18 protein-coding genes are annotated in these 20,634 nt (G+C 45.5%); 12 read left to right on the forward strand and 6 right to left on the reverse strand.

The window, feature by feature from the left end:
* Positions 1 to 14 precede the first annotated feature (14 nt).
* Genes pssA through AC3B4V_RS00490 form a run of 3 tightly spaced genes read right to left on the reverse strand, consistent with a single transcriptional unit; the run spans position 15 to position 2,592 of the window.
* Positions 15 to 761 carry a CDP-diacylglycerol--serine O-phosphatidyltransferase gene (pssA, locus tag AC3B4V_RS00480; protein WP_174316042.1) on the reverse strand — a complete coding sequence of 249 codons (747 nt, stop codon included), beginning with the start codon at positions 759 to 761 and terminating at the stop codon, positions 15 to 17.
* Positions 762 to 782: 21 nt separating this feature from the next.
* On the reverse strand, positions 783 to 1,250 hold the full coding sequence (locus AC3B4V_RS00485; protein ID WP_223041430.1) for an aminoacyl-tRNA deacylase: 468 nt from the start codon (positions 1,248 to 1,250) through the stop codon (positions 783 to 785).
* Complete coding sequence (locus tag AC3B4V_RS00490) at positions 1,210 to 2,592, reverse strand: MATE family efflux transporter (protein WP_035398439.1); 1,383 nt, start codon at positions 2,590 to 2,592, stop codon at positions 1,210 to 1,212. Before AC3B4V_RS00490 ends, AC3B4V_RS00485 begins: the two co-directional genes overlap by 41 nt.
* Before the next feature lie 193 nt (positions 2,593 to 2,785).
* Here AC3B4V_RS00490 and AC3B4V_RS00495 point away from each other — a divergent pair, with 193 nt between their 5' ends.
* Positions 2,786 to 3,559 carry an enoyl-CoA hydratase/isomerase family protein gene (locus AC3B4V_RS00495; protein WP_488377515.1) on the forward strand — a complete coding sequence of 258 codons (774 nt, stop codon included), beginning with the start codon at positions 2,786 to 2,788 and terminating at the stop codon, positions 3,557 to 3,559.
* Positions 3,560 to 3,616: 57 nt separating this feature from the next.
* On the opposite strand, the gene AC3B4V_RS00500 is transcribed toward AC3B4V_RS00495, so the two are convergent.
* Both AC3B4V_RS00500 and AC3B4V_RS00505 read right to left on the reverse strand, forming a co-directional pair.
* Positions 3,617 to 4,768 (reverse strand): cation:proton antiporter, encoded by a 1,152-nt coding sequence (locus AC3B4V_RS00500; protein ID WP_488377516.1) that lies wholly within the window; start codon positions 4,766 to 4,768, stop codon positions 3,617 to 3,619.
* A gap of 141 nt (positions 4,769 to 4,909) precedes the next feature.
* Entirely contained in the window at positions 4,910 to 6,697 is a 1,788-nt protein-coding gene (locus AC3B4V_RS00505) for a glycoside hydrolase family 13 protein (protein ID WP_488377517.1), read from the reverse strand.
* Between the two features lie 455 nt (positions 6,698 to 7,152).
* Between AC3B4V_RS00505 and AC3B4V_RS00510 the strand changes: the two genes are divergently transcribed.
* The 7 genes from AC3B4V_RS00510 (at position 7,153) to AC3B4V_RS00540 (ending at position 16,906) form a co-directional block, all read left to right on the forward strand.
* The gene (locus AC3B4V_RS00510) at positions 7,153 to 8,409 is read left to right on the forward strand and encodes an extracellular solute-binding protein (protein WP_197484522.1); all 1,257 of its coding nucleotides are present in this window, start codon (positions 7,153 to 7,155) and stop codon (positions 8,407 to 8,409) included.
* Between the two features lie 126 nt (positions 8,410 to 8,535).
* Positions 8,536 to 9,891: a sugar ABC transporter permease gene (locus AC3B4V_RS00515; RefSeq protein ID WP_326188434.1), complete on the forward strand. Its 1,356-nt coding sequence runs from the start codon at positions 8,536 to 8,538 to the stop codon at positions 9,889 to 9,891.
* A 1-nt stretch (position 9,892) separates the two neighbouring features.
* The gene (locus AC3B4V_RS00520; protein ID WP_050677686.1) at positions 9,893 to 10,726 is read left to right on the forward strand and encodes a sugar ABC transporter permease; all 834 of its coding nucleotides are present in this window, start codon (positions 9,893 to 9,895) and stop codon (positions 10,724 to 10,726) included.
* A 22-nt stretch (positions 10,727 to 10,748) separates the two neighbouring features.
* A complete protein-coding gene (locus tag AC3B4V_RS00525) occupies positions 10,749 to 12,272 on the forward strand; it encodes an alpha-amylase family glycosyl hydrolase (protein WP_488377518.1) in 1,524 nt (507 codons plus the stop codon).
* Positions 12,273 to 12,306: 34 nt separating this feature from the next.
* Positions 12,307 to 13,338, forward strand: coding sequence for a LacI family DNA-binding transcriptional regulator (locus tag AC3B4V_RS00530; protein WP_035398727.1), 1,032 nt, complete (start codon positions 12,307 to 12,309; stop codon positions 13,336 to 13,338).
* Positions 13,339 to 13,565: 227 nt separating this feature from the next.
* Positions 13,566 to 15,866 carry a glycoside hydrolase family 65 protein gene (locus AC3B4V_RS00535; RefSeq protein WP_488377519.1) on the forward strand — a complete coding sequence of 767 codons (2,301 nt, stop codon included), beginning with the start codon at positions 13,566 to 13,568 and terminating at the stop codon, positions 15,864 to 15,866.
* 188 nt (positions 15,867 to 16,054) lie between these two features.
* Complete coding sequence (locus tag AC3B4V_RS00540; RefSeq protein ID WP_050677689.1) at positions 16,055 to 16,906, forward strand: YitT family protein; 852 nt, start codon at positions 16,055 to 16,057, stop codon at positions 16,904 to 16,906.
* A gap of 50 nt (positions 16,907 to 16,956) precedes the next feature.
* Here the strand turns inward: AC3B4V_RS00540 and AC3B4V_RS00545 are convergent, their stop codons facing one another.
* Positions 16,957 to 17,766: a Cof-type HAD-IIB family hydrolase gene (locus AC3B4V_RS00545; protein ID WP_214768965.1), complete on the reverse strand. Its 810-nt coding sequence runs from the start codon at positions 17,764 to 17,766 to the stop codon at positions 16,957 to 16,959.
* 198 nt (positions 17,767 to 17,964) lie between these two features.
* Between AC3B4V_RS00545 and AC3B4V_RS00550 the strand changes: the two genes are divergently transcribed.
* From AC3B4V_RS00550 to AC3B4V_RS00565, 4 genes are all read left to right on the forward strand, one after another.
* Positions 17,965 to 18,159, forward strand: coding sequence for a YjzD family protein (locus AC3B4V_RS00550; RefSeq protein ID WP_023467415.1), 195 nt, complete (start codon positions 17,965 to 17,967; stop codon positions 18,157 to 18,159).
* 63 nt (positions 18,160 to 18,222) lie between these two features.
* Positions 18,223 to 19,356, forward strand: a complete 1,134-nt coding sequence (iadA, locus tag AC3B4V_RS00555) for a beta-aspartyl-peptidase (protein WP_488377520.1) — start codon at positions 18,223 to 18,225, stop codon at positions 19,354 to 19,356.
* A gap of 13 nt (positions 19,357 to 19,369) precedes the next feature.
* Positions 19,370 to 19,858, forward strand: a complete 489-nt coding sequence (locus AC3B4V_RS00560; protein ID WP_050677692.1) for a thioredoxin family protein — start codon at positions 19,370 to 19,372, stop codon at positions 19,856 to 19,858.
* The gene (locus AC3B4V_RS00565; RefSeq protein ID WP_214860939.1) at positions 19,851 to 20,630 is read left to right on the forward strand and encodes a phosphatidylserine decarboxylase; all 780 of its coding nucleotides are present in this window, start codon (positions 19,851 to 19,853) and stop codon (positions 20,628 to 20,630) included. Before AC3B4V_RS00560 ends, AC3B4V_RS00565 begins: the two co-directional genes overlap by 8 nt.
* Positions 20,631 to 20,634: the final 4 nt, after the last annotated feature.

Raw genomic sequence — 20,634 nt, forward strand, 5'->3', positions numbered from 1 at the left:
ACCACTTCCTATCATCATCCGTTTGAATGTTGTTTTTGCTTCTTCTTTTTGATGAACGAGAAAAGGAGAAACGCGATATACAACGGAACAGCAACGAACCAAAACGTCGACCACTCATTGCTACGCGCAATCATGACATACGTCACGTACAGCAACGTAAAGGTGATGACGAACGTATGGCGCGGAACGGGAATGTCTTTAAAACTTGGAATCTTGACACGACTGACCATCAAGAAGGCAAGACCTGTAAAGACGAGTGGGACCATCAAGTCGTTCATTCGTCCGCTAAACAACGTGACGACGGCCAAAATACCACCTGCCGCTGTAATCGGTACACCTGAAAAATAAGCAGATGCCACATTCGTTGCCGATAAATTAAACCGAGCAAGACGGAATGCGCCAAACAACGGGAACAGAGCAGAGATTAGTAAACCAACTTCTCCGAATTCATAGAAATACGTATAGTAGGCCATCATTGCAGGTGCGACACCGAATGTCACGATATCTGCTAATGAGTCCAGTTCTTTTCCAAAGTCGCCTGCTACACCAAGCATCCGAGCAAGACGTCCGTCCAGACTATCAAGCATCATCGCGATGACGATCAGTAAGGTGGCATTTTGAAAATCACCTTTTGCTGCCATGACGATGGCTAAAAAACCACAATACAGATTTCCGAACGTAAATAGGTTGGGTATTGAATTACGAACACGATCTTTCCACAAAATGATTCCTCCTGCCACTTCATCGATACTACTCATCATACCATAATTAGGAGATGGAATTCAGCCGTTCGTAAAGAGAATCCCCTGAGTGAAAGATAAAAAATCATGAGGATTCAATCGAACTTGATGTCCACGTTTTCCAGCGGATATGATGATGAATGGTTCATGAATAGCACGATCCGATAAAAGAACCGGAAAATTCTTCTTAGCACCGATGGCAGAGACACCACCTCGAATATAGCCAGTCAGGCCTTCTAACTCCCTCATCGGAACAAGCGCGACTTTTTTCGAATGCAATGCTTTAGCCGCTGCCTTTAGAGAGAGTTCTTCTTCCCCCGAAATGACGACGAAGACATATTTATTTTCGACCATTTTCAAAACAAGGGTTTTAAAAATGGTCGAAAGGGGGTAATTAATCTTTCTAGCGACGGCTTCAGCAGATAAATCATCAAGATCAACAGGATAAGTGAGGGATTCGAAGTCAATCTTAGACTGCTTCAGAAGCCTCTCGACGTTCGTTTTGCTCATGTGTTTCTCCTTTGACGAGTGAGTATTGGACCCATTTCCGTCCATGCCAACGTTTCATGGCGAAAATGCCACGGAACCATTCGTCAGCAGAGAAGGCAATCCAGATTCCAAGTAAACCGAGACCGAAACCAAGACCAAGTGTATAACTGAGGACGACCGCGATTCCCCACATTGATAGAATACCGATGGCGACAGGGAAACGAACATCTCCTGCCGATTTAAGAGTTCCCATAAGCACGATGTTCATCGCGCGACCTGGTTCAAGAATGACGCTTGCCCAGAGTAGTGGGATACCGATTGCAATGATTTCAGGGCTCGATGTGAACGCTGATAGAATCGATGAACCGAATGAAGCAAGTGCTACAGCTGAGATGAAGCTTGCGAAAACAGCGATCTTCAATGTTTTCACAGCCCGTCCATATGCTTGTTCAAATTGTTGAGCACCAACTTGGCGTGCGACGAGTAATTGCGTTCCTTGCGCGATTGCAAGTGTAAATAGGAAACAAAGCATCGTGATGTTTGATACATAAACACGAGCAGACAACGCTGCTTCACCAATTGTTGCGATAAATCCTGTGATGATGAGTTGTGAGAATTGATACGAGATCCCTTCACCAGCAGATGGGATTCCGATGTTCATGATTCGTTTCACATCCTCACGATTGAAATGAATCAAGTCTTTTACTGTAAAACGTAAAGAAAGTTTGCGGTAAACGACAAAGAACAAGACAAGGACAGCGATTGTCCGGGCGATGACGATCGACCAAGCGACACCAGCAACACCGAGAACGGGAATGCCGAAGAGTCCAAGAACAGCGATGACGTTACCGAAAGCACTAACGAAATTCATGAGTAGCGTGACATACATAGCATTTTTAGTGAATCCATGACTCCGGAGAATCGCACCCAGTGTCAATGAGATAGCTTCTAAGAAAAGGAATAGACCAACGATCTTAATGAACGTTTCGCCATAGACGAGCGTCTCTCCTTCTAACGAGAAAAATCCAAGGAGTTGTCTTCCGAACAACACGACGGTCAGAGAAACGATGAGACCGGTATACAAGTTAATCGCAAAAGCAGAACGAGCCGTTTGACGAGCGTTTTGCGTCTTTCTTGCACCGAGGTACTGACCAATGATGATCGTTGCACCGACCGAGGTGATGTTAAAGAGAATAATGAAGATATTCAAAATTTGATTGGATACACCGACTGCCGCAGCAGCGCTATCCGAGTAATAACTTAAAATCAACGTTGCAATGATCCCGAGGCTCATATGCAATGCGATTTCGATGAATAATGGCCACGTAATGTGGAATAAGCTTGGTTGCTTGACTGTTTTCATAAATAAATCCCCTTTGTTTCATAAAACGAATAGTGTTTCTTTATCTTTTTGAAACTATACGCCTTCGATTTTCATAATGAAAGAGGGTTTTTTGTCTTTCATCGAAAAAAAAGAGATTTAAAAGGATTTTCATAAAATATCACGAATACATCATAATGAACAATCATTCATTTTTAAAAGGTAGGGGAATCCGATGAAACGAGAAATGCATTATGTCGTCAAGGATCAAATCGCAACGCTAACGCTGGCTCGACCCAAACAACTGAATGCATTAACGTCGAATTTATTAGAAGAGTTGGCAGACGCTCTAGAAGAAGCGAATCAGGATGAGGAAGTACGTGTCATCGTCTTGACTGGTGAAGGACGTGGTTTTTGTGCAGGACAAGATTTGAAAACCGTCTCGCCTGAGCTCGATCATGGTGAATATCTACAGCAGTATTATCATCCTGTCGTTCGGGCACTTGCTAAATCAAAAAAACCGACGATTGCTGCCATCAATGGTGTAGCGGCAGGTGCCGGTTTATCATTGACGCTCGCCTGCGATTTCCGGCTCGTCCATGCTGAAGCGAAATTGTCGCTTGGATTCATCAATATCGGTCTTGTCCCGGATGCAGGAGCTCCGTATTTCTTACCTCGGCTAATTGGTGCAGCAAAAGCAACGGAGCTTGCGTTACTCGGTGATACGATATCAGCAGACGAAGCCGTTTCGCTCAATCTTGCGACACGAAGTATCCCATCAGAGAATTATGTAGAAGAGGTCACAGCGTTTGCTCGTCAGCTGGCAAATCGTCCGACAAAAGTGATCGGGTACATCAAACAGCTGCAAGCAGCGAGTTATGAAAATAACTTGGAGGAAATGCTTGCTCAAGAAATCATCTATCAGTCACGTGCTGGAAAAACGGAAGACCATCGTCATGCTGTTGAATCCTTCATCGAAAAAAAACGTCCTGTTTTTGTAGGACGATGAATCGAAGAACATATATAGAAGAAAGACGTCGGAAACGCACGATGCGCCGACGTCTTTTTAATTCAATTTCTTTTTGATTTTTCGTGCGGTCGCATGTGTGCGATTCGTCAATCCTGTAGAGATACGGAATAGTAAAATTCCAAGAAAAGCAGAAACAAAAATGTATATCCCGGTCAACGTCACGAATGCGCCACTAGCGAGCGTGATGAAGAGAATCGAAAATTCACCACGTGGACCAAGACAGAATCCTGATTCGATCGCATGATAATTTGATAGACCGAACGATTTTCCGCCGAGGTAACCGACTAAGAATTTAGAGACGACTCCCCAAATGACAAGAGCGAAGAAAAATAGATCAATCGGTAATCCGTCAGTCAACTCGAATGACATTCCGAACGTGATAAAGAACAATGGTAATAATAAGTCTTGGAACGGCGTGACTAGTCGTCTAAGATAACGCGTCTCATCCAGTTCGGTTAACAGAATACCGATGATAAAGGCGCCAAGTACTTCTGACAAGCCGAATAAAATACCGACACCGGAAAATAACAAGATTAACCCGATGATTCCGATGCCGGCATCAGGATGACGGTAGAGTGAATCGACGAGACGTTTCCGTCTTCGGATGAACAATGTCATGATGATTAAAGCAATGAAGAAGAAGCCAAATCCGAGAAAGATGATACTGATTTTGGCAACCGAGAACGTCTCAGTTCCTAAAACGAACGGTGCCGTCGTCAGTAGGATCGGTGCCATCAAATCTTCGAAGACGAGTAGGGACAGCACGAAGCGATTCACATCCTGATGTTTATCCGGTTCCCGATCGAGCAGTCGAGCAGAAATCGAAGAACTCGTCGCATACAAGACACAGCCGATCAAAAACGATTCGGCGATGGAAAAACCGAACGATAAAGTCAACAGGATTGTTCCACCAAACGAAAGTAGAATATCGATGACTCCTGCTTTCCAAATGGAACGGAGCTGAATCAGCAAGTCCGCCACTGAAAATTTTAGACCGAGTAAAAAGAACAGGACGATGATGCCCGCTTCTCCTCCGAGTTTCAGCTCTTCGGGAGGATCGTAATAAAATCCAAGGACGATTCCAATCAAGATGAATGCCAGAATACTCGGGACGTGGAATCGTTCACTCAAGTAACTGATCGTAAACAAGCCGATGAGGATGAGACCGGCGTAAAAGAAAATTTCCATGGAGGATGTCCTCCTTTCTGTACCCTATACCCTAATTCGATGGCATTCATTAACTTGTTCCTATCCTGGAGAACGGATACAGAAAAAAGCCTGTACACAAAACTTCTTTTTTAGAAGGTGAGTGTACAGGCTTTTAGATAATTATAAGACTTGAACGATCGTTCCAGAATACGCAGGGAGAGAGACATCAAGTGTCTGCTGGTGCGTGTTCGTCAATAAATCAAGCCCCCGACCAGCTTGTGGAGCGGTCAACGAAACGGGAGCATCTGAATTGTTGAAGTAGATATAATATAATCCTTCCGGGCTCATGCGACGCATGATGATTGTATTCGTCTCATCATTCGCATGAACGAAAGAGATATGTCCTTTGTTCGCGAGTGTCTTATGCTGCTTTCGAAGCTGTAACAAGTGTCGCGTATAGGCGAATAACTCCCGATCCTGCTCTTCTGGATCCCATGGCATACATTTCCGGCAGCCTGGATCTTGATCGCCATCGAGACCGATTTCATCACCATAATAGATGACGGGACTACCCGAGAACGTCAACATCGATAACAAGAGAAGACGAAGCTTCTGTTTGTTATTCCCAGCACGCGTCAACGCACGTGGTGTATCGTGTGAACCGATTAAATTAAAGGTCACTTCATTGACATTCATCGTGTTTGAGAACAATACATGCGACATATCGTTCGCATACGAAGTTGCTTTAGTCTTATCTAAGGCAAAGAAGTTCAAAGCGGCATTTGTAAATGGGTAGTTCATGACAGCGTCAAACTGGTCACCGAGCAACCATTCCTGTGAGTCATGCCAAATTTCACCAAGGATATACGTGTCAGGGTTGACTTCCTTGACGACTTGACGGAAATCGCGCCAAAATGCGTGATCGACTTCGTTGGCGACGTCGAGACGCCAGCCATCGATTCCGAATTCTTCGACCCAGTAACGAGCGACATGGAGCAAGTAAGACTTTACTTCATCATTCTCGGTATTGAATTTCGGCATCTCAGGTACGAAAGCAAACGTATCGTAGTTCGGCAATGGTTCTGTCACGAGCGGGAAATCACGCAGGTGGAACCACTCTTTATAGGTGGAGTGACTACCATGTTCACGGATGTCAGCGAATGCTTTATGGTGGAAGCCGGCATGATTGAAAACGGCATCTAACATGATGCGAATCCCGTGTGCGTGTAACAGATCGACCATTTCCTTGAATTTCTCTTTCGTACCGAATTGTGGATCAATTTCTAAGTAATCGATTGTGTCATATTTATGATTCGATTTCGCCAAGAAGATGGGGCAGAAGTAAATACCAGTGATACCAAGCTCAACGAGATAATCGATGTGATCGATGACCCCTTGGAAATCTCCACCGAAAAGATTCGTCGTCGTTGGTGCTGTACTATTCCATGGAAGTGTACCAGCTGGATCATTCGTCGCATCGCCATTTGCAAAGCGATCTGGGAAGATTTGATACCAAACCGTATCCTGGACCCAATCTGGTGCAGTGAATACGTCGACTGCATTAAGGAAAGGAACGCAGAAATAGTAGCCTGTATCATCGAGCGGTTTTTCATCAAACCATCCACGTTCCGTGAATACATGACTCGTTGCACCGTCATGGAGACGGAAACCATATCGTAGACGACGGAAGGGAGGAACAACATCGATGAACCAATAATCGTATAACTCATCTGATCCACTTCGCTTCATCGGTGTTTCGAATGTATTCCAGTAGTTTGATTTCGAGGGATCGAAGTTCCAATCGGCAGCATCTGGATTTTCAGTATGCCAATCGTATGGATCGCCCCAAATCAAATCGACGCGATCAACGTCATTTTTTTTCGTTTGTAAACGGATGTGGATTGTTCGCTCATCGTACTTATAGACGAATGGAGACATCGCACGGTGAAACACAGCTTCTTTGAACATGGCAGTCACTCCTTAACGCAATCGCTTGCATCGTATTGATTATGTCTTCGACCTAAGAATAGTAAAGCGCTTTCTTAAAGTCAATTCCAATCCCGTGAAATCAAGGATTCCTGATAAAAGTCGAGAGTATGATGCAATCGTTTGCATCATGTTGTGCAAACTATAAAAATGAAAACGTTTTCTTTTTATACACTTATTCTCTTTAGCATTTGATTCAAATAATGAAATCAAAAATAAAAAGTTTTTGAAATGTAAGAAAATAATTGAATAAAAGGACTTGTCAAAAGGATTTTAGATTGTATAATAAAAATGTAAAGGTGATGCAAACGTTTTCATAAAACGCTTACAACCACTCGGTTGTTATCATGAGAAAATGGTTGTGCCTTTATGCAAACGTTGTGCATTAAAACTTATCATTCATAAGTTAACTTGGGGAGGAAATTTTAATCATGGAAATGAAAAAATTCGTAGCAGGTCTCTCTGTATCTGTCATGGCAATTGGTGCGCTTGCAGCATGTGGCGGTGGATCGGATTCTGAATCATCATCTTCAGATTCAGGCAGTAAAAAACCAAGCAAGATCGTCATCTGGGAAGACACTGAAAAAGCTGAAACGACTAAAGCGGCAGCTAAAGCGTTCGAAGAAAAAGAAGGCGTCAAAGTTGAAGTTAAAGAAGTCAAGATGACAGATCAGCAAAAGAAAGTAGCACTTGACGGACCAGCAGGTAAAGGGCCGGATATCATGCTTCTTCCACACGATCAAATCGGTACAGTCGTTGACCAAGGCTTGATCGCGGAACTCAAGGATGGCGAAAAAGCACTTGAGCCATTCATCGATACAGCGAAATCAGCAGTAACGTTTGATGGTAAAGTCTACGGATATCCGAAAGCAGTTGAAACACCCATCCTCCTTTTCAATAAAGATGAATTAAAAGAAGCACCAGCTTCAATGGATGATCTGTACAAGATCTCAACAGAGCAAAAGAAAGACGGCAAATACGGATTCCTCGCGCTTTGGGATAACTTCTACTTCGCACACGGTCCAATCGGTGGATACGGTGGTTATGTCTTCAAAGACAACGGTGGCAAATTGGATCCAGCAGATATCGGCTTGAACAATGAAGGTGCTGTCGAAGGTATGGATTACATCGGCAAGTGGTACAAAGAAGGTCTCTTCCCGAAAGGTCTCATCGGTGGTGGCGGTGGTCAAGCACTTGATCAACTCTTCGGCGATAAAAAAGCTGTTGCTGTCATGAACGGTCCATGGGCAGTTGCGAGCTATAAAGAAAAAGGCATCAATCTTGGAGCTTCAGCACTTCCGAAACTTCCAAACGGTGAGCCGATCAAAACATTCGTTGGTGTAAAAACATACGCGATTTCAGCATACTCGGAAAATGCAGAGTGGGCTGAGAAGTTCTTGGCATCACTCACAGGTGAAGAAAACGCTAAAGCAATGTTCGAAAAATACAATGAAATCCCACCAGTTACTGCTCTTCAAGAAGATGCAGCAATCAAGGATAACGAAGTCGCAGCAGCAGTCTTCGCACAATCGAAAAACGGTGTGCCAATGCCGAACATCGCTGAGATGGGTCAAGTTTGGGAACCAATGGCAGCAGCACTTCAGCTTGTTGCAACAAACAAACAAGACGCACAGAAATCAGCTGATGATGCTGTCAAACAAATCAAGCAACAAATCGAAGCTAACAATCAATAAGCGTAAATGGAACGCGTGAATCCATGACAAAGAGATAAAGAGAGGGGGATCTTGGATTCCCCCTCATCTTTATGGTTGGAAGAGAAGCCTGAGGTCAGACATGACCTTTGGAAAGGAGAACGGACGATGGCTGCGATTGCAACACCACACCCGACGAATCCAACGCCTGAAAAAAAGACGAACCACCGCACGATTGCGGCGCTGATGTCGATCATTCCAGGAGTGGGACAACTATACAATAAACAATTCCTTAAAGGCGCGACATTTTTTGTCGTCGTACTATCATATTTTCTCGTCAACTTTGAACTGTTCTTCAAAGGAGCCGGAAATGGTCCTGGCGATCGCGGAGCGATCTGGGGCTTGATTACACTCGGTGAGGTACCAGGCGTAAGGGGGGATCACTCGATCTTTCTAATGGTCGAGGGCATCATTGCCTTGATTTTACTTGTCTTTGGTATCGCCATTTACGTCTGGAACTTTATCGATGCGTATCGAATCGGTAAGTTGCGCGACATGAACCTCGAAGTACCTTCCTTGAAGATGCAACTACGGAACTTCCGCGATAATGGATTCCCGTACGCGATGTTGATTCCTTCATTAGTGCTTTTGGTGTTCACGGTCGTCTTACCGTTGATCTTTACTTTCTTGATTGCTTTTACGAACTATAAGTTCAACAACTCGCCTCCAGCGAAGTTGGTCGACTGGATTGGGATTCAAAACTTCTTGAATATCTTTACGGTTGATATTTTCCGCGATACGTTCGTCAGCGTTCTTGGTTGGACGCTTGTCTGGACTGTCGCTTCGACGACAGGTGTCATCGCGATCGGTATCGGACTTGCAGTCTTGCTGAACCAAAAAGGACTCAAAGGAAAACGGTTCTTCCGTTCCATCTTGATCCTGTCATGGGCAGTACCAGCGTTCATCACGATTTTGATCTTCCGCTCGATGTTCAATGAGACATTCGGTGTCTTCAATACGACATTGTTACCAGCGATCGGTCTTACTGACGGTGTCGACTGGATGACAGATCCGACGTATACGAAGCTTGCCTTGATCGGGATTCAGTGGTGGTTAGGTTTCCCATACATCATGACACTGACGACGGGGATCTTGCAGTCGATACCAGAAGATCTTTATGAGGCAGCAACAATCGATGGAGCGACAGCAGGAGAGAAGTTCCGCTTGATCACATTGCCGATGATTTTGTTTGCAACAGCACCAATCTTGATCACGCAGTATACGTTCAACTTCAATAACTTCAATATCATCTATCTCTTCAACAACGGTGGACCGGCAGTACCAGGTCAATCGGCTGGTGGAACGGATATCTTGATTTCGTGGATTTACAAATTGTCGCTTGGCTCGAACCCACAGTATGGATTTGCAGCAGCGATCACGCTTGTGTTGTCGTTCTTCATCATGACGATTGCCGTCATTCAGTTCAAGCGTTCAAAATCATTCAAAGATGAGGATATGATCTAATATGAGAAAACAAAACCGAATCAACATGGCGTTGTCATATCTCATTTTGACGATCGCCTCCATCATTATCGTCTACCCACTCCTTTGGGTCGTTGGTACTTCACTCAACCCAGGGAAAAGTATTACATCGGATATCTTCCCAAGTAATCCGACCTTGATTCACTACTTTGATTTGTTTGATCCATCAAAAACGGATTATGGCATGTGGTATTTAAACACAATTAAGATTGCCGTCATCACGATGGTCGTCTCCGTCGCGCTAATTACGTTAACAGGATACATTTTTTCACGCTATCGCTTCGTCGGTCGGAAAAATTCACTAATCTTGTTCCTCGTGTTGCAGATGGTACCGCAATTCGTTGCCATTATTGCGATTTATGTCTTGCTTAATATGTTAGAATTGTTTGATACGCATCTGGCGCTTATCCTACTCTACTCGGGTGGCGCGATTCCAATGAATACGTATCTTGCAAAAGGATATTTTGATACGATTCCAAAAGAACTCGATGAGGCGGCACGGATGGATGGTGCCGGTCACTTACGAATCTTCTGGCAAATCATCTTACCGCTCGCAAAACCGATGGTCGCCGTCATCGCGTTGTTCAACTTCATGGCACCATTCAACGACTTCATTTTAGCATCGCTCGTCCTGCGTTCTCCTGAGAAGCAGACGCTTGCAGTCGGGTTGTACAACATGGTGTCGGAGCAGTTCGACAATAACTTCACGTTATTTGCGGCAGGTGCCGTATTATCAGCGGTTCCAATCGTTCTACTCTTCTTCGCATTCCAGCGCTTCTTCGTGTCTGGATTGACAGCAGGTGGAACAAAAGGATAATCATAAGGGGGAAATCAGCGGCATGAGACGAGGCATAATGCTTCTCCTCTTGCCGCTTCTCTTGTCTATCGGGCTTCAACCGATGACGGGTGAAGCAGCAGGTTGGGAAAAAGAACGAATGTATTTCATCATGGTGGACCGGTTCGAGAATGGCGATCCGAGTAATGATCGAGAGGCGGATCCCGAAAATCCAAAAGCGTTCCAAGGTGGCGATTTAGCAGGCGTGACAAAACGTCTCGATTACATCAAGGAAAAGGGATTCACTTCGATTTGGTTGACGCCGATCTTTAAGAACCGTCCGAATGGTTATCATGGATACTGGACGGATGATTATTACGAGATTGATCCGCACTTCGGAACAAAGGAAGAGTTTAAACGTCTCGTCAAGGAAGCGCATAAACGGGATATCAAGGTCGTCCTTGATCTTGTCGTCAATCATTTAGGACCAAATCATCCAATGGTGAAAGAAAAACCGGAGTGGTTTCATAAAAATCAACCGATCATGAATTGGAATAACCCGTCGGAAGTCGAGAATAACTGGCTGTTCGATTTACCGGACTTCAATACAGAAAATCCGAAAGTCATGGATTATTTAGTTGATGTCGCGAACTACTGGGTCGATGAAACGGGTATAGACGGATACCGGCTCGATACGGTTCGCCATGTGCCAGCCACATTTTGGGAAACGTTTATCCCAGCAGTCAAAGAAAAGCATCCGGACTTATTCTTGTTGGCTGAAGTGTTCGATGGAGATCCGCGAAAAATCGCATCCTATTCGAAATTAGGTTTTGATTCCGTGACGAACTTCCCGTTTTATTATGGAGTCAAGGATCAGTTTGCTCGCAAAAATGGTTCTGCGGAAGAGCTCGATTCAGTTTATAATCGAGATACTACGTTTAATCCGAATGCCAAGGGACTTGCAACCTTCATTGATAATCATGATGTCAAACGCTTCATCACGGAAGCAAAGATTGGTGGAGCAGAAGAAGAGGAGCGGCAGCTTCGATTAGCGTTGTTCGCACTCTATGCTGCTCCGGGGATGCCGATTGTTTACCAAGGAACAGAGGTAGCGATGCCAGGTGGAGAGGATCCCGGAAACCGGATGATGATGACATTTGATCAAAACAAGAAGATGCAACAGTACGTAAAAACGTTGAACGAGATGCGTCAGGACTACCCAGCGTTTGCAACAGGGAAGCAACGCTTGATCGCAAAAACCGATCATATGGCAGTCTACTCACGGGAGACGAAACAACAACAAGTCGTTTACGCGATCAATCTTGGAGAAAAAAAGACGAGCTTACGCGTGTCTGCGAAAGAAATCGGTGATGATCAGCGTCTAAGAGGGCTTTTATTCTCAGACTTGGTGCGTCAAGATGGTGACGCCTATGAGATCACGCTTGATGCAAATAGTGCGAACAGCTATGTCATCGAAAAGTCACAAGTCAACTGGTGGTCGATCATCGCAATTGGTGCGATTGCTCCGATTTTAGCGCTCATACTTCTTCTCGTTCACCGTAAACGCATGCAACGTCAAACAAAATAAAATACTTAACTAGGGGAAATGTGAGGTGAAGGGGATGCAGGTAACAATCAAGGATGTAGCACGGGAAGCGAATGTCGCACCCTCGACGGTATCACGCGTCATTGCGAATAGTTCACGCATCAGTCAAAAGACGAAGGAACGGGTGCGGCAGGCGATGGATGAGCTCGGATATTATCCGAACGTTCATGCACGCAGTCTAGCGAATCGAACGACACAGGCGATCGGTCTCGTCATGCCAAGTGCTGCAACGAAAACACTACAAAACCCGTTCTTTTCGGAGGTCATTCGAGGAATCAGTACAAAAGCGCATCAAAATGGATATTCGTTATATATGACGACAGGTGTCTCGGAAGAAGAAGTATATGAAGGTGTCGTCTCGATGGTTCAGGGCCGTCGGGTCGATGGTGTCGTCGTACTGTATTCCCGTACGGATGACAAAGTCGTTCAATTTCTGCAAGACTCGAAGTTTCCGTTCGTCGTCGTCGGAAAACCATTCAGTGATTCATCACATGTCACGTATGTCGATACGGATAATTATCTAGCCGGTCGCGAAGTGACGAAGTACTTGCATCAACTTGGGCATGAGTGTATCGCATTCGTAGGAGGCGCACAGGACTTAGCTGTGACGCAAGAGCGTGTCGGTGGCTACAAGACGGCTCTCATGGAAGAGGGCATTCCGATTCAAGAGTCCTACATCGTCAGTGCACCATTCATGACGACAGGAGGAGCCGAGGCAGTCAAGCGACTGATGTCACTTGAACATCCGCCAACGGCTGTCGTTGTTAGTGACGATATGATGGCACTTGGTGTCATGAGTACACTGAATGAGATGGGGATTGGTGTGCCGGATCAAATGGCCGTCGTCAGTTTTAATAACTTGTTCATCGCAGAATTCTCAAGCCCACCGTTGACTTCTGTTGAAATCAATATTTTTGGACTTGGTTTTGAAGCGACGAATTGTTTGATTGAACAAATCAATGAGGATGCGACACCTTATGGGAAACGCGTCATCGTTCCGCATTATCTCGTCGTTCGTCAGTCTTGTGGCGGAAAATCTGAAGCATGAAATGATAGTCTATTTTTAAGCCGATTGGTTTGAAAATAGACTTTTTTTGATTCAAATGGATATCGATTTCTAGTAAAAGGAAGCGGTTGCAGAAAAAGAAATTTATTTTCGTGCAAACGATTGCATTGATGCTTTTTATGTGTACAATAAAGAATGTATAGTATAGATGAAACGCTTACATGATCAGGGTGACCGACATGCGTAGCATAAAAAGGAGCGACTTGACGATGAAACGACTTTTTGAGGTCAATGAGTGGAAAATTACAGAGCTTGGTTTTCATCCAGAAGATAATCGATTGGCAGAATCGATGACATCGATCGGAAACGGTCATATGGGAATGCGCGGGACGTTTGAAGAAGAGTACACAGGGGACACGCATCAAGGCATGTATGTCGCAGGTGTTTACTATCCGGATAAGACACGTGTCGGCTGGTGGAAAAACGGTTATCCAGAGTACTTTGCGAAAGTACTCAATGCTGTCAATATCATGGGATTGAAAGTATCCGTCAACGGAAAAGCTGTTGATTTGAACACGTGGGAAGTCATCGACTTCAAACGCGAACTTGATATGCAACATGGTGTGTTGACACGGACGATGCTATTGAAGAATGGGGTAGAGGAAACGAAAGTCGAATCCAAGCGTTTCTTCTCGATCGTTGATAAAGAAATCGCTGCCTTGCAATATACGGTGACACCTGTCAATTTTGAAGCAGAAATCGTCATTGAATCGTATCTCGATGCAGATGTTGAAAATGAAGACTCGAACTATGACGAGAAGTTCTGGCTTCCTGTCGAACACGGAATTGAAGAACGGTTCGGTTATGTCACATCAAAAACGAAAAAGCTCGATTGGCATGTGACGGCAGCGATGATCACGGATGTCGAAGGCGCACGATGTGAGGTCGTCGATGGCAATACGCAGTACGTCGCGAATAGTTTCACGAAACAAGCCGCAGTAGGTGAGGGTGTCACAATCGAAAAATTCGTCGCACTCGTAACGAATCGCGACCATGAAATCGATGCGCTATTGGAGCAAGCGATGAAACGGGTTCACGTCGCATTCGAATCAGGCTTTGATACATTGCTTGCGACACATGAAGCAGCTTGGTTGCACCACTGGGAAGAAGCGGACGTGAAAATTGAAGGAGATGTCGAGGCACAGCAAGGGATTCGTTTCAACATCTTCCATATGTTCCAGACCTACACAGGTGAAGATTCACGTCTGAATATCGGACCAAAAGGATTCACGGGCGAGAAGTATGGTGGTGCGACGTATTGGGATACAGAAGCGTATTGCTTAAACTTCTACCTTGCGACGTCGAAACCGGAAGTTGCTTGGAATTTACTCAAGTATCGTCACAATCAATTACCGCAAGCGAAAGAAAATGCGGATAAGAATGTCGGAATGAAGGGTGCACTTTATCCGATGGTAACGATGAACGGAGAAGAGTGCCACAACGAGTGGGAAATCACACATGAAGAAATTCACCGGAACGGTGCAATCGCGCATGCGATTTATAACTACACGAACTACACGGGAGACACGTCGTATCTCGGACAATACGGATTTGAAGTGTTAGTCGAGATTTCCCGCTACTGGGCAAGCCGTGTCAATTACGTGCCGCACAAGGATGTCTATATGATTCTTGGCGTGACGGGACCGAATGAATATGAGAACAACGTCAACAATAACTGGTATACGAATCTGATTGCGGCATGGTGTCTCGAATATACGCAAACCGTCCACCGTCATTTGGCACAAGAAGAACCAGAACGTTTGCAAGAACTTATGCATCAATTAGCGTTGACGGATGAGGAGCTGGCAAAGTGGGCAGATATCGACTCGAAGATGTATTATCCAAAAGATGAGGCAGCCCCTGGAATCTTCATGCAACAGGATGGCTTCATGGATAAGGAACAAATCTTGGTCGCTGACCTCGATCCAAAACATCTTCCGCTAAACCAGAATTGGTCATGGGACCGGATCCTTCGCTCTGTCTTCATTAAACAAGCAGATGTCTTACAAGGTCTTTACTTCTTGACGGATCGCTTCAGTGTAGAAGAGAAAAAAGCGAACTTCGATTTCTATGAACCACGCACGGTTCATGAATCGTCATTATCACCATGTATCTACTCAATCATTGCGGCGGAAGTCGGCTATGAGGAAAAAGCGGTCGAACTGTACCAACGTTCAGCACGACTTGACCTCGATAACTACAACAATGATACGGAAGACGGGTTACACATCACGTCGATGGTTGGATCATGGATGTCGATCGTCCATGGGTTCGCTGGATTACGGGTGGCAAACGATACGTTATCCTTTAAGCCGATGTTGCCAAAAGGCTGGACGAGCTATACATTCCGGATGCAATGGCGCGGTCATCATATCCATGTCCATGTACAGCCAAATGCCGTCGAAATCGCTCAAACAGAAGGCGAAGCATTCAGCTTAAACGTTCATGGAACAACTGTAGAAGTTCCGGCGGGAGGACAGATTACAGTTCCTGCTTCGATGACAGTATAAGAGATTAAACAGAACCGATTTTTTAGTCGGTTCTTTTTTTTGTGTGTAACAAGAATCAGAACACCTTTGTCACAAATGAAAACGCCATCATGAAAAAGAACATCAATCTTTGGAAATCTTGACTATCCGGCGACATTTGAATGTGCTAAAGTGTTTCAAGATAGTTATGAATGAGAGGAGAACGGCGTGTGACATCAGTAGTAAAGGAAAGTATGTTAAAAGTGATCGTGGCTTCGATTGGGGGATTCGTCATCGCCGTTGCCATGAACTGGTTTTTGATTCCGAGTGGTGTATATTCGACTGGATTTACAGGACTTGCCCAAATCTTGACGCAAGTCCTTCAAAATACAGCATTTGCGTTTGGTGAAAACGTCTGGTTCTTGGCGTTGAACATACCTCTGATTGTGCTCGCATGGATCATGTTAGGTCGGAGCTTTACAATCATCACCTTGATTTCAGTTTTGGCAACGACGATTTTCATTGGTCTTATTCCTCAATATGCTGTCATACCAGGTGATCAAACACTGAATGCAGTGTTTGGAGGGGTCTTGCTTGCGATTGGTACCGGTATCACGATTAAGTTCGGTGCTTCGACGGGTGGTTTCGATATCGTTGCCTTAATCTTCGCTCGTTTCTCCGATCGTAGTGTCGGCTTGTATCTGTTCGTCTTGAATTTCTTAATCGCATTATTAGCAGGAGCGTTGTTCGGTTGGTCGACTGCTTTATACACAATCGTTTTCATCTACGTGACGTCTAAGGTCGTCGATGAGATTCATACGAGCAATCAGCGTCTAACGATTTTCATCGTCACGAATCATGCGGATGACATCACGACGGCTTTGCATCAGCACATCATTCGAGGCATCACGCAAATTCCTTCGATTGGTACGTATTCTCGAGCTGAAAAAGCGACGTTGATGATGGTCATCGAGCGTCATGAATTACGGGACATTGAACGGATTTGCCGGGAAGCGGACGAGACGGTCTTCATCAACGTCGTCGCGACAGACTCGGTTGTCGGATACTTCCGAAAAGGATAATGAAAAAGGCACTTGCTCTGCGATATGCAGCAAGTGCCTTTTATCTGTTTTCATGCGAGCCCGAGGACGTGTCTCAAGTAATACGCGATCCCGTCATCCTCATTTCGCTTCGTCGTGCCGTTTGCCAGATGCTTCAGCGCGGGGATGGCATTACCCATCGCGACACCATGTCCAGCATACTCGATCATCTCTAAATCGTTTTCCTCATCACCGAAAGCAATGATTTGTTTAGAGTTAATACCAAGGTGATCGGCGATATGGGCAAGACCGACCGCTTTGCTTGTACCTTTTCGCATCACTTCGACCATGAATTCAGGCTTCACCCATTGACGATTGAGTACCGTCTCGGCATGGATACCAGATAGTTCGGAGCGGATCTCATCGACGTGTTCTCCTTTGGCATGAATTAAAAGAGATGTTGGTTCATGCATAAGCACCTTTCGTAAATCTCCGGTCGTGACGGATAAGGCATGGTCGGTATAGAATTCGTAAATACCAACCGGGTCATATTGAAAATAGACATGATCCGTGACTTCGCAGACGATGTTTTGTGTTTTCGTCTCAGCGACAGATTCTAAAATATGTTGAACAGTTTTTAATGGAATCGGATGATGCTGAACTTCAAAGTGGATGTCTTGTGGATGATGGACGAGACCACCGTTAAAGTTAACGATCGGTGTCGTTAAACCGAGCTGTTCGTAATATTTTCGAGCGTGACGAAATGGTCGTCCGGTTGCGATGACGACTTCGTGACCATTCGCACGCGCACGCTGGAGCGCAGCGATGTTCGCAGCGCTGATTGTCTTATCATCTTTTAAAAGGGTGCCGTCGAGATCGACAGCGATTAAGTGACGGGTCATGATGAAATCCTCCGCTTTCTTTTCGTTAATTCTACTGTAGCATATGAAGCGATTGTCCTTCGTATGAAACGATTAAGTTTTTCAAGGAAAAGAAAGCGCTTGAAAAAATTAGAGAAAAGCTGTTGCTTGGATTAAAAAATGGTATACTACAAATCGTAGGATAACTCTATAGTACGTTATGGAAACGGAGGGGAAATCATGCGTTTTCTCGTTACATTCTTTTGGTCATTCTTACTCGTGAACACGGCTGTGTTCATCGTATCGGCAGTTGATGCAGTAACGTATAGCTTCGGATTCGCGACAGCTATGTCTGTCGTCACTTCACTTGTCGTCTTCGCACTCGATGCCGTCAATGAAGATTTAGGTCTTGGTCAAGGGACTAAGGCAGAATAAGGAAAAGCGAGATGTCGTCACATGGGCGATAGGCTCGCTTTTTGTCTTAAGGAGGAATGATCGATGATCGTCATCGAACAGGTTCTGTGGCAACAGATGCCGCAAAATGTCTACATCGCAGGGAATCAGATCATCGGAATCGGTTCCTACACCATAGATGAAGCACTCATTACGCACCGGATTGATGGTCGCAACAAACGCCTAGTCCCCGGATTCATCGACGGACACTTACATCCGATCGGTGGAGGAGGAGAAGGCGGATTTGCCACGCGAACGGCTCCGTTGACTGTTCGTGACATATTCGAAGGCGGTGTCACGACGGTCGTTGGATTACTCGGAACGGATGGTTGGACACGAACAGGAATTGACCTACTGGCACACATACGGGGATATGCTGCATCTGGTATCCGTCCCTTTTTATTAAGCGGAAGTTATATGGTTCCGCCGGTCTTCCTGACGCAATCGACAGGACATGATATCGTCCTCATCAATGAAGTGATCGGCATCGGAGAGATTGCCATCAACGATCACCGATCGACACAACCGACGGCTCATGAACTCGCGCGATTAGCGTCAGAAGCCCGAATTGCCGGCATGGTCAAAGGAGTGTCGGGAACGATGAACGTCCATATCGGAGACGGGAAACAAGGGCTTGATCTGTTACATGAGGTGATTGATACGACGGACCTCCCTATCGGACAATTCCTTCCGACGCATATCAACCGGAGTGAACGGATTTTTGAGGCGGGACTCGCTTGGGCGAAACGGGGAGGTCGAATCGATTTTACGACGTGTACGACGGAAACTTTCATTGCGGAAGGCGAGATTCCAGCAGGACAGGCTGTTGCTCGTGCTTTAGCAGCGGGAATCCCACCCGAGCAGATCACGATGTCGAGCGACGCTGGCGCAAGTCTTCCGGCGTTTGATGATGCAGGTCGCTTAGTGCGGATTGATACAGGAAAGCCTAATTCTCTGATGCAAGCCGTTCGCGATGCAGTGGAGCATGGTGTTGCTTTTGATCAGGCAATCGCGACGATCACGCGACATGTCGCGGATGCATATGGTATACCGGGCGGGCGAATCGCGGTCGGAGAACGAGCGGATCTGTTACTGATTGATGACGCTTTGCAAATCGATACGATTCTTGCGAATGGTCATGCTATAATGATTCAGAAAAAATGGCTAATACCAGAATGACGGAGGGATAGACGTGTCAAAGAAGTCGAAACGTAAAAACACGAAAAAACCGCAATCCAAGGCGAATTGGATTACAGCGGGAGTCATCGCCTTGATCGTATTGGTGGGAGGATTACTTCTTGTCTTCACGGATCGAGAAGATTCTGCATCGAAGAACGGCAATCTAACGGCTACACAAGTCGCAGATAAAGTAAAATCCGGTGATGAATTCTATACGTATTTCTATCAAACGGGTTGTTCCCACTGTGAAAAAGTAAAACCATATCTCGTCCCGCTTGGTGAAAAACAAGACATTCCATTCGAACAGATCGATCTTGCTGTCGAACAGTCGGCTTGGGATACGTTTGGCATCGAGGGTACACCGACTGTCGTTCACTTTAAAGACGGTAAGGAAGTCGGACGCGTAGCAGGAGAGCAAACGGAAGACAGCTATAAAGAGTTCTTCGCTGGAAAAGACGTAAAGGACTCAAAAGAAGAATCATCTGGTGATCTCAATGATTAAAAAATGGTTTTACTCTCGTGTGTTCGAATTAAATGGACACCCGCTTGTTGCCAAACAACTAAAACGTTTTGCGATGAGCCGTATCAGTCGTCCGTTCATCCGTCCGTTCGTTCAGGCATACGATTTAAATATGGCAGAAGCGACTCGGAGCCTCGAGGAGTATTCGAGTTTACATGACGTCTTCGTTCGCCATGTCAAACCAGAAATGCGACCGATCGATCAAGCAGAAGGCGCATTCGTCAGTCCGTGTGACGGTGTGCTATCCGTCGTTGACGATTTGACGGCTGATAGCCGCTTTACTGTCAAAGGACAATCGTATACGGTATCTGAGTTACTCGGTTCCCATCATGAAGCACAACAATATGTCGGGGGACGTGTGATGATCTTTTACTTAAGTCCGCAAAACTACCATCGTGTTCATGTGCCGATGGATGGAACAGTCCGGACGAGCTATACGCTCGGTCGCGATTCAGCACCGGTAAATGAGATTGGTCTCACACATGCGCTTCGTCCATTGACGCGGAACTACCGTCGTGTGACGCGCATCGTCCAAGGGAAACATGCACTTGAACATGTCATGGTCGGTGCGTTAAATGTCAACTCGATCGTTCGGACGAACGAGTCGAAGGAGCTTCGTCGCGGGGATGAGTTCGGATACTTCTCATTCGGTTCGACGGTCGTCCTGATTTGTCCGAAGGACGCATTGACGTTAGACAGTCAAGCAATCGGACCAGTTTTAATGGGGCAACGCCTCGGACAATGGCATTCATGAAAGC

Source organism: Exiguobacterium sp. E17S, assembly GCF_057772545.1.